Genomic DNA, 8,779 nt, shown 5'->3' on the forward strand with positions numbered 1-8,779 from the left:
AGTCCCCGCTCTCTTGCCTTGCGCTGATGATAGGAATATAATCAGTTCCGCTCGGATCGTTAGGATTCCGGGCAGAAGAATTGCGAGGTCCTGATCATGAGCACCCTCTTGCCTCTGGACGATAACGGGCACCCGATCACGATTCTCGGCTTCGTGCCGCGCGGCACGCAGAAGCTCATGGTCGGCACCGCCTCGGTGCGCAGTGCCGCGCTTGCCGCCGATGTCGCGGTGATCAGCCTGATCGCGACCGGCCCGGTCCGCTTCGAGCTGGGCGGTGCCACAGTCACCGCGGATGCGGCCACCAGCCCCTACCTGCACCCGGGCGTCTATCTGGACCTGCCCGTGCCGGGCCATGCCAGCCACGTGGCGCTGATCGCCGAGAGCGGCACCTGCCAGGTCTATGTGATCGGGCGGACCTGAGATGGCGCTGCGCCTGGGGCTGGCCCAGGCCCTCGCGTTCTCCGGGCAGGTCTCCGCCGAGGTGCTGCCGCCCGTTTCGCCGCCGCCGCCTCCCCCGCCCCCACCGCCGCCGCCGGTCGTCGAGACCAGCTTTCTGCTGGCCGCGAGCGGTGACCCGCTGGTCGACGAGGCCGGCAACAACCTCGTCTGGGAGAGTTCTTGATGGTCAACCGCCAGATCCACGAGCTGGACGCGGTAACGTCCCTCACCGAAGCGGACCAGATCGTCGTCTCGACCGCCAGCGGCAACCTCACCCGCCGCACCACACTGGAGGCCCTGCCCTTCCGAGCGGCGAGGCCCGGTGCCGTGCCACGCACCCTGCCAGGCAAGCTGCATGAGGACGTCTCGGTGCAGGATTTCGGGGCAAAGGGCGACGATGCCGCGGACGATAGCCAAGCCTTCCAGCTGGCCATGGCCTCAGGCGCCAGGACGATCCGCGTGCCGCCCGGCCGCTACCGGCTGACCACACCCGTGCAGGTTCCGAACGGCACCGCGATCGTGGGTCAGGGCCGCGACAGCTCGATTCTGCGTCTGGACCATGACGGAGTCGGGCTGTTCTTCGGCTCCGGCTTTGCCGCCGGAACGGCCGAGTATAGCGACGGGACCTGCATCGGCCTGGGCATCACGCTGCGCGCCACCGCCCAGGCGGCAGCGCTGAAGGTGGTCGGCAACAACTTCATCGGGCGCGACCTGCGCTTTCGCGGCGGCGGACCGCAGACCTGGGCGATCGAGCTGGACCGGTCCAACGACTGGTCGATCGTCGACCTGCTGGCCTGGGGCGATGCTGCCGACGCGTTCGCCGGCAACGGCATCTGGGTGCGCAACTCAACCGGTGCCGCCGTCAATTACGGCGACGGCTCGATGCGCCAGGTCTCGATCAAGCTGGGCGGCCCGAACCTGAAGGGGCTGTTCTTCGAGGGTAGCGCCGCCTCGCCCGGCATCATCAACAATGTCCTGGTTGCCAAGGCCAACATCGTTGCACCCGCCCAGTCTGGCTGCACCGGCATCCACATCAAGAACGCTCGCCGGCTGACCTTCGTCTCGGTCGACCTGGAATCCCTCACCACCGGCGTGCTCGAGGAAGGCACCGCGGCCGCGATGAGCGAGGTGAACTCCTGGCTCGGCACGTTCTTCCTCGCCAACAGCACGAGCCCTGCCACCGCCTATGCCGACAACAACGCCACGGTGCCGGGAGCCGTGCGGCACCGCAGCTTTGTCGGCTGCGACAACTTCCCGTCGCTGGGTGCCAACTTCGCCGATGGCGACAGCATGCTTCCGCGTGGCATTTGGCTCAGCTCTCCCTCCACCGGCTTGCCAACCGTGCGCATGACGGAACAAGCCGGCATTCTCCGTGTGGACCGCGGAGGCAGCGCCTATGTTCAGCTCGGCGCGCCAGCGTCTGGCAACAACTCACGTGTGACCTGCGGTGTCGACGGGCTGGCCTCACCTTATGATGCGACCCTCTATCTGGGCGACGGCAACATCCGCAAAGTGACGATTGAGCCGGCCCTGCACATGAACCAGCGGACCGTTGCGCCACCGAGCGGAACCGACAACATGCTGGCCTTTGCCGACGGCAATCCCACGACCGGCGGCTGGAATCCGGGCTTTGACCGCGGCTTCTACACCCAGTTCGGCACCAACACCTGGCACCGGCTGCTCGACACGCGCATGAAGGGCTGGGTGGCGGTCAACGAGCAAACTGGTACCAGCTACACCCTTCTGCCGGCCGATGTCGGCGACCGGGTCGAGATGAAGGGTGACACGGCCAAGACCGTGACGGTGCCCTCGCTGCCTGCGGTGCCGGGGGCATCGGGGACCAAGCCGCCTGGCTCGACCACCGTGATCACCGGCCGCAGAATCTACTGCGAGACCACCATCGGCCAGGTGGGTACGGGTGCGGTCACCCTCACCCCCGCGAGCGGCGTTGAGATCGCGGGACCGACGGCGACCACGACGGATGGTCAGACCCTGGTGCTGCGTTGGGTGACGGCGACCCTGGTGCGCACGCGGCTGGTTTGAGGGAGTGGCCCCAGGGCAGGCACTGGTCCTGCCCTGGGGCCACCACACGCCGTCGCCGCAGGACACTCCCAGAAGGCGATTGTCTGCCTCTGTTATTCTCCTAAAAGTTGATGAAGCAGTGCTTCATCTCTTTCAGGTTGCATACGAGGACCGGCATGACCCTGTATATCCAGCTCACGGACGATAATCGGACCTTCACCCTTTCCGAGACGCCCACCCAGCACATGGTGGTGTATGGCAGCCAGGGCGACGACGGGATCACCGACAATCATGTCGGCCCGCACACCTCGCTGCTGGATGGCCGCGGCGGCGACGACGCGATCATCGGCGGGGCCCATGCCCGCGAGATCCGCGGCGGCGACGGCGACGACTTCATGGCGGTCAAGGGCCGGAGCATCATCGTCAATGGCGGGGCCGGCTACGACACCGTCCAGCTCAACACCGAGCTCTACGGCCTCCTGGACGACGAGGGCGTCGTCTATCTCGGCAGCTGGCCCCCGGCCGCACTGCTGGCCGAGGCCGGCCTCAGCGATGATCCGGCGCACTTCCATGCCTTGTCCGCGTCCTGCACGGTCGAGCGCATCCAGACCGCGATCTATGACGGAGGCCAAGGCCGGGGCGGCCTGGACATCATCGGCGACAACGTCGCCAACGTGATCCGCGGCGGTGCCGCGGCCAATGTCCTGCACGGCGCCGGCTGAAACGACACCCTGATGGGCTTTGGTGGCGACGACCGCCTGCTGGGCGGGACCGGCAACGACACGCTGAACGACGGGCTCGGCGCCGACATCCTGTCCGGCGGCAAGGGCGACGACATCCTGTTCGTCGATGTCGGCGACGTGGCGCGCGGCGGTGCCGGCCGCGACCGGTTCGAGGCCTTCTCCGGCTTGTTCACCATCACCGACTTCGCCAAGGGCGACGACCAGATCCGCTTGGTCGGTGCCTCCGGCATTAAGGCAGTCGATGCCGGCCAGATCGTCTACAGTGCTGGCGGCAACAGCTACCAGATTACGCTCGGCGGCAACGTCAACGCGCTCAACCTCTCGATCGGTTCCGCACCCGGGAGCGACATCACCTTCTGAGCCTGCCAGAATGCAGCTCCAAGAGGGAGCACGCCATGGCGGAACAGCAGGCTTCGGCAAAGGCGGGCAGGCAGGTCCCGATCGTCTGGCTGCATGGTGCCGGCATGGACCGGACCGTGTGGATGCTGGCCGCCCGCGATCCTGACCTGCCCCCTGTCCCGAGCCTGGCGCTCGACCTGCCGGGCCATGGCCGCTCGACCGCACCCGGCTGCGACTCGATCGAGGCCTATGCCCGGTTCGTCACACGCGTGCTGGACGAGATGGGAATCGAAGTTGCGTGCCTGGTCGGCCATTCCATGGGCGCGCTGGTGGCGCTGGAGCTGGCCTTGCGTCAGCCGGCGCGCTGCGCTGGCCTGGTGCTGGCGGGTGCCGCCGCCCGAATGCCGGTCAACCCGGCCCTGATCGAGGCGGCCCTGCACGACCTGCCCAAGGCCGCACGGATGGTCGCCACCTTCGCCATCGCTCCTGCCGGGCGGCTGGCAGCACCCGCCACGCCCGGCGTCCGCCTGGCCGGCGGCGGCATGGCCCTGCTGGCGGCTTCGCGGCCGGGTGTGCTGGCCCAGGATCTGCGCGCCTGCGACGCTGCCCGGCCGGAGCCGGTACCCCTGCCCATGCCGGCCCTGGTGGTGACCGGTGCCAGGGACCGGATGACCCCGGCTGCCCGGGGTGCCGAGCTCGCCGTGGCACTCGGCGCCGAGCTGATTCGGATCGAGGGTACCGGGCACATGATGATGCTGGAGCGGCCGGCCGAGTTCGCGGCGGCCGTGGTGCCGTTCCTGACGGGCGTTCAGTCGAGCAGCCGGGCGCGCTGACGCAGCTCGTCCTTCCGCACCCGGCCGGTCGCGGTCTTGGGCAGCGTGCCGAACACGAAGCGGCGCGGCAGCTTGTAGCTGGCGAGCTGCTGGCGCAGCCAGCGCAGGAGCTGGGCCGGGTCGGGCCTGCTGGCATCCGGCTTCAGCACCAGGAAGGCGCAGGGCACCTCGCCCCAGACGGGATCCGGGCGCGCCACCACTGCCGCCTCCAGCACGGCTGGATGGCGCTGGAGCACCTGCTCGACCTCGAGCGAGCTGATGTTCTCGCCGCCCGACACGATGATGTCCTGGACCCGGTCGCGGAGCTCGACATAGCCGTCCGCGTGGACCACGGCGAGGTCGCCGGTATGGTACCAGCCGCCGGCGAATGCTTCCGCGGTGGCGGCCGGGTCCTTCAGGTAGCCGGCCATGACGCTGTGGCCGCGCAGCATGATCTCGCCCAGCGTGGTGGCGTCGTTGGGCACCGGCCGCAGAGTGGTGGGATCGGCCACCTGCAGTTCCGGTACGATCGCCGAGCGGACCCCCTGGCGAGCCATCATCCGGGCGCGCTCGGGCGACGGCAGGTCCTGCCAGGCCCGCTGCGGTGCCGAGAACATGGCCGGCCCGTGCGCTTCCGTGAGGCCGTAGGCGTGGGTCACCCGGAAGCCCATCGCCTCCATGGCCTCGATGACCGCGTCCGTTGGCGCCGCACCGCCGGCCAGCACCTCCACCGGGCGACGCAGTGCCGCCAGCACCTCGCGCGGGCAATGCACCAGCATGTTCAGGACCGGCGGTGCCCCGAACAGATGGGTGACCTGCTCTTCCACCAGCAGCCGGAAGATCCGTCCCGGCTCTGGCCGGCGCAGGCAGACATGGGTGCCCCCGGCCGCGGTGATCGCCCAGGGCAGGGTCCAGCCGTTGCAGTGGGACATGGGCAGCGTCCAGAGATAGACGCTGTCCGCGCGCAGCCCGAGCATCAGCGCACTGCCCAGCGCGTTCAGGTAGGCGCCACGATGGTTGCAGATCACGCCCTTGGGGGGCCCAGTGGTGCCGGACGTGTAGCAGAGCGAGATGGGCGACCATTCGTCCGTCGGCGGCGGCACTGCTGCCTCCGGGTCGCCCTGGTCGAGCAGTTCCTCGTAGGTGAGCTGGCCCAGTGCCTGGCCGGCCTCCGCTGGGTCGACCAGGTCCACCACCAGGATCGGCCCGGCCAGCCGGCACAGCGCCTCGCGCACCACCGGGGCATAGGTCGTGTCGGTGATCAGCACCGTGGCCTCGGCATGGCCGAGGATGGCGACGAGGGTGGCCGCATCCAGCCGGTCGTTCAAGGCGTTCAGGATGGCGCCCGCCATCGGCACGCCGAACTGGCATTCCAGCATGGCCGGGACATTGGGCAGCAGCACGGAGACGATGTCGCCCGGCCGCACGCCCAGCCCGCGCAGGCCCGAGGCCAGCCGGCGGCAGCGGCGGCGGATCTCCGCCCAGCTCCGGCGCTCCTGACCGTAGATGCAGCCCGTGCGGCTGCCATACACGTCGGCCGCCCAGTCCAGGAATCCCAGTGGCGTCAGCGCCTGATGGTTGGCACGCACCCTGTCCAGATCGCGCGCATCGACCCGGTCCCCGCAGCGCTCCATGGCCATCCGCGTCTCCCCACGAGGCTCCTCCCTTCCTGCAGAAACCTACGCCGAAGGCAGCGCCGGTGTCAGGCGGGATGTTCGGCCAACACCCGGCCCTGCCGGGCGAGCAGGCCAAGGGCCAACACCACGAAAGTGGCATGGTAGACGCTGTTCAGCCAGTTCTGGCACATGCTTTGCGCGAGCGCGTCCGCCGCGAGCAGGAGAGCCAGGCCGCGGGCGGCGGGATCGGGATGGTGCCGGGCCACCCGGGCCGCGTGCGCCAGCAGGGTCGCCAGCAGGACCAGGAGAAAGGCCAGCCCCACCGGCCCGGCCTCCACCCACAGCCGCACCGCCTCGTTGTGCGGCCAGTCCAGGATCGCGTCGCCGTCGAGGGCTGGCTTGCCGTCGGCGAGCGTGGCCCGCACCGTGCCCAGCCCCATGCCCAGCGGGTGGTCCGCGGCGCGCTCCAGCCAGCCGGCAATGGCCACGGCGCGGCCGGTCGACCATTCGGCCTGCCCGTCGGCCGTCAGCCGCCGCCAGAGCGAAGCGTCGATCACCAGGGTGTGCAGCAACAGGACGACCGCCCCGGCCGCTAGCAGCAGCAGGCAGGCCGAGAGCCAGCGGCCACGCCGGCGGCTGGTGGCCAGGACCAGCAGGGCCGCGATCGCCAGCACCAGGAAGGGCGTGCGGGTGGCCGCGGCCAGCAGCAGGAGGCCGCCGGCGCCAAGGACCAGGAGGCGCAGCAGGCGGCCGATCACGCCGGCACGCGACCAAGTCATGGCGCTCAGGCCGAGCGCCAGCACGCACATGCTGCCATGGGTGACCAGCGAGCCCGAGGCATCGATCCGCACCACGCCGTCGGCACCGCGCGCCAGCTCCTCGGTGCCGTGGACCAGCACGCTGAGCGAGGCGGCCAGGACATAGAGGGCCAGGAGGCGCCAGAGCAGGCCCGGCAGGTCCAAAGGCCCGAGCATGGCGGCGAGCGGACCCGCGATCAGGAGGGCCAGGACCGGGAGGAGCAGCTTGTAGTCGAGCGGATCGACCTGCCCCTGCAGGTCCAGCAACGCGATGGCCGCCGCGAGTAGGAGCAGGAGGACCGGGGCCGTCGCCTCGTCCGGGTCCAGCCGCGGACGGAGCATCAGGCATAAAGCTACCAGCATCAGGCAGACGAGCAGGAAGGCCGGCATGCGCAGCCCGCTCACCGCCAGGCGCTCAGCCTGGTCGGCGCTGAGCATGGCCAGGGCCGCCAGCAGCACCAGCAGGATCAGGGTCAGGCGACGTGGGAGGGCCGGGATCACGGACGGCATGGGCTTGTGAATAGAGTCCGCTCGACAGAGTTTCAACTAATGATAGAAATAGCGCATGAGCCACCTCCCCGCCAGCCCGATGGCGCCGCCCAAGCGCAAGCACTTCCCGATCCGCCCGGGTACCCTCTGGCTCGACCGCGTGCTGCAAAGCTGCCTGGCCATCCTGGCGATCAACTGGGTGTTCCAGGGCATGCGCGGCATGCAGGCCAAGGAGTTGGCCTTCCGGATCGGCCTGGGCGTCCTGCTGGCGCTGGCGAGCGCCCTCCCCCTGGGCCTGACTGGCCTGCCGGCACTTCTGGCCGCGGTTGCCGGCGCCCTGGTCGGGCATAGCGTGAACTTCCTCCTCAACGGCCAGTTCTGGGTCTGCGCGCGCTATTGCCGGGCCTATCGCGGCGAAGCCCTGCGCATCGAGCGGGCAACCTGGGACCTCGCCCAGGAGATCGCCCGGCTGCCCTGGTTGACCGAGGCGGCCTTCATCGGCTCGCGCGCGCGGGGTGGCCGGGCCAGTGATCGTTCCGACATCGACCTGCGCCTGGTGTTTCCCCCGGGTGTCCTCGGCTGGTGGCGGACCAACTGGCTGCTCCTGCGCCTGCGCAGCCGGGCGCTGGTCCAGGGCGTGCCGCTGGACCTCTACGCCTATGACCGGCCGGAGGCTCTGCACCGCTTCGACCAGGACGAGCCGCTGCTGGTGGTGAAGGACACCCTAGGCCGGCTGCACCGGGCGTTCCCGGGCCGGGCCGCCTGGTTCGGCCAGCTCGCCGGCACCGCCATCGAGGGACGGGTGGCATGATGGTGGAAGTGCGCCGAACCTGCTGGGTCTATTCACCGGGCGGCCATCTGGCCGAGCTGGAACGAGCCACGGCGGGGATCCGGTTCGCCGACCTCTACCATGTCACCTTCGCGTCCGGGCGCCCGACGGCACCGGGCGAGCGGGTCCATCTGGTCTGCCACCCGCGCCGCCGGCCGGGCCGCACGCTGCTCAACCTGATCCAGTCGCTATGGGTGCTGCTAAAGGAGCGCCCGGCCCTGATCCTGTCCACCGGTGCCGACGTCGCCGTGCCGACCCTGATCCTCGGCCGGCTGCTGGGCGCTGAGGTGGTGTTCGTGGAAACCGGCGGCACGCTGGAACCGTCGCTCACCGGCCGGCTGGTCTATCCCTTCTGCCACCTGTTCGTGGTGCCCTGGCCGGAGAAGCTGACGGCTTTTCCGCGCGCGGTGCTGGCGAGCGGGCCGCTGCTGTGAGCCCGTCCGGCAGGCCATGGCGATGCTGGTAGCGGCGGTCGGCACCTTCATCGCCGGGTTCGATGCGCTGGTCGAGGCCGCGGATCGGACCTGCATGGCCCTCGACCTGCCAGGCTTCGCCCAGATCGGCCAGTCGCGCTACCTGCCGGAGCGGATGGGCTGGCAGCGCTTCCTGCCGCATGGCGAGCTGGTGGCCCGCTTCCAGGCGGCGCGGCTGGTGGTGTGCCATGCCGGCATGGGGATCGTCGGCGAGGCGATGC

At 69.8% G+C, this 8,779-nt stretch carries 10 protein-coding genes and 1 pseudogene; 9 read left to right on the forward strand and 2 right to left on the reverse strand.

Translation table 11 applies throughout. The annotated features are described in order from the left end of the window. Positions 1–96: 96 nt before the first annotated feature. The 6 genes from EQG76_RS23515 (at position 97) to EQG76_RS23540 (ending at position 4,375) form a co-directional block, all read left to right on the forward strand. Positions 97–420: a hypothetical protein gene (locus EQG76_RS23515; RefSeq protein WP_159716849.1), complete on the forward strand. Its 324-nt coding sequence runs from the start codon at positions 97–99 to the stop codon at positions 418–420. 1 nt (position 421) lies between these two features. After that, a complete protein-coding gene (locus EQG76_RS23520) occupies positions 422–622 on the forward strand; it encodes a hypothetical protein (RefSeq protein ID WP_159716852.1) in 201 nt (66 codons plus the stop codon). Further along, entirely contained in the window at positions 622–2,481 is a 1,860-nt protein-coding gene (locus EQG76_RS23525) for a glycosyl hydrolase family 28-related protein (protein ID WP_159716855.1), read from the forward strand. The genes EQG76_RS23520 and EQG76_RS23525 overlap by 1 nt, the downstream gene beginning before the upstream one ends. A 155-nt stretch (positions 2,482–2,636) precedes the next feature. After that, the gene (locus EQG76_RS23530) at positions 2,637–3,182 is read left to right on the forward strand and encodes a hypothetical protein (RefSeq protein WP_159716858.1); all 546 of its coding nucleotides are present in this window, start codon (positions 2,637–2,639) and stop codon (positions 3,180–3,182) included. 12 nt (positions 3,183–3,194) lie between these two features. Beyond that, positions 3,195–3,563 carry a calcium-binding protein gene (locus EQG76_RS23535; RefSeq protein WP_159716861.1) on the forward strand — a complete coding sequence of 123 codons (369 nt, stop codon included), beginning with the start codon at positions 3,195–3,197 and terminating at the stop codon, positions 3,561–3,563. A gap of 35 nt (positions 3,564–3,598) precedes the next feature. Next, positions 3,599–4,375, forward strand: coding sequence for an alpha/beta fold hydrolase (locus tag EQG76_RS23540; protein WP_159716863.1), 777 nt, complete (start codon positions 3,599–3,601; stop codon positions 4,373–4,375). On the opposite strand, the gene EQG76_RS23545 is transcribed toward EQG76_RS23540, so the two are convergent. Together EQG76_RS23545 and EQG76_RS23550 are read right to left on the reverse strand one after the other, a co-directional pair. Continuing rightward, complete coding sequence (locus EQG76_RS23545; protein ID WP_235031528.1) at positions 4,351–5,994, reverse strand: AMP-binding protein; 1,644 nt, start codon at positions 5,992–5,994, stop codon at positions 4,351–4,353. The two genes, EQG76_RS23540 and EQG76_RS23545, sit on opposite strands and share 25 nt — an antisense overlap. Positions 5,995–6,056: 62 nt before the next feature. After that, a complete protein-coding gene (locus tag EQG76_RS23550) occupies positions 6,057–7,277 on the reverse strand; it encodes an O-antigen ligase family protein (RefSeq protein WP_159716866.1) in 1,221 nt (406 codons plus the stop codon). 55 nt (positions 7,278–7,332) lie between these two features. Between EQG76_RS23550 and EQG76_RS23555 the strand changes: the two genes are divergently transcribed. The 3 genes and pseudogenes from EQG76_RS23555 to EQG76_RS23565 all read left to right on the forward strand — a co-directional run. After that, on the forward strand, positions 7,333–8,067 hold the full coding sequence (locus tag EQG76_RS23555) for a hypothetical protein (protein ID WP_159716868.1): 735 nt from the start codon (positions 7,333–7,335) through the stop codon (positions 8,065–8,067). After that, complete coding sequence (locus EQG76_RS23560) at positions 8,064–8,519, forward strand: glycosyltransferase family protein (protein WP_159716871.1); 456 nt, start codon at positions 8,064–8,066, stop codon at positions 8,517–8,519. The genes EQG76_RS23555 and EQG76_RS23560 overlap by 4 nt, the downstream gene beginning before the upstream one ends. Before the next feature lie 16 nt (positions 8,520–8,535). Next, positions 8,536–8,779: pseudogene (locus EQG76_RS23565) on the forward strand (hypothetical protein); the annotation flags it as partial.

This window comes from Geminicoccus flavidas (assembly GCF_009806515.1).
In the GTDB taxonomy this organism is placed as follows: Bacteria; Pseudomonadota; Alphaproteobacteria; order Geminicoccales; family Geminicoccaceae; genus Geminicoccus; species Geminicoccus flavidus.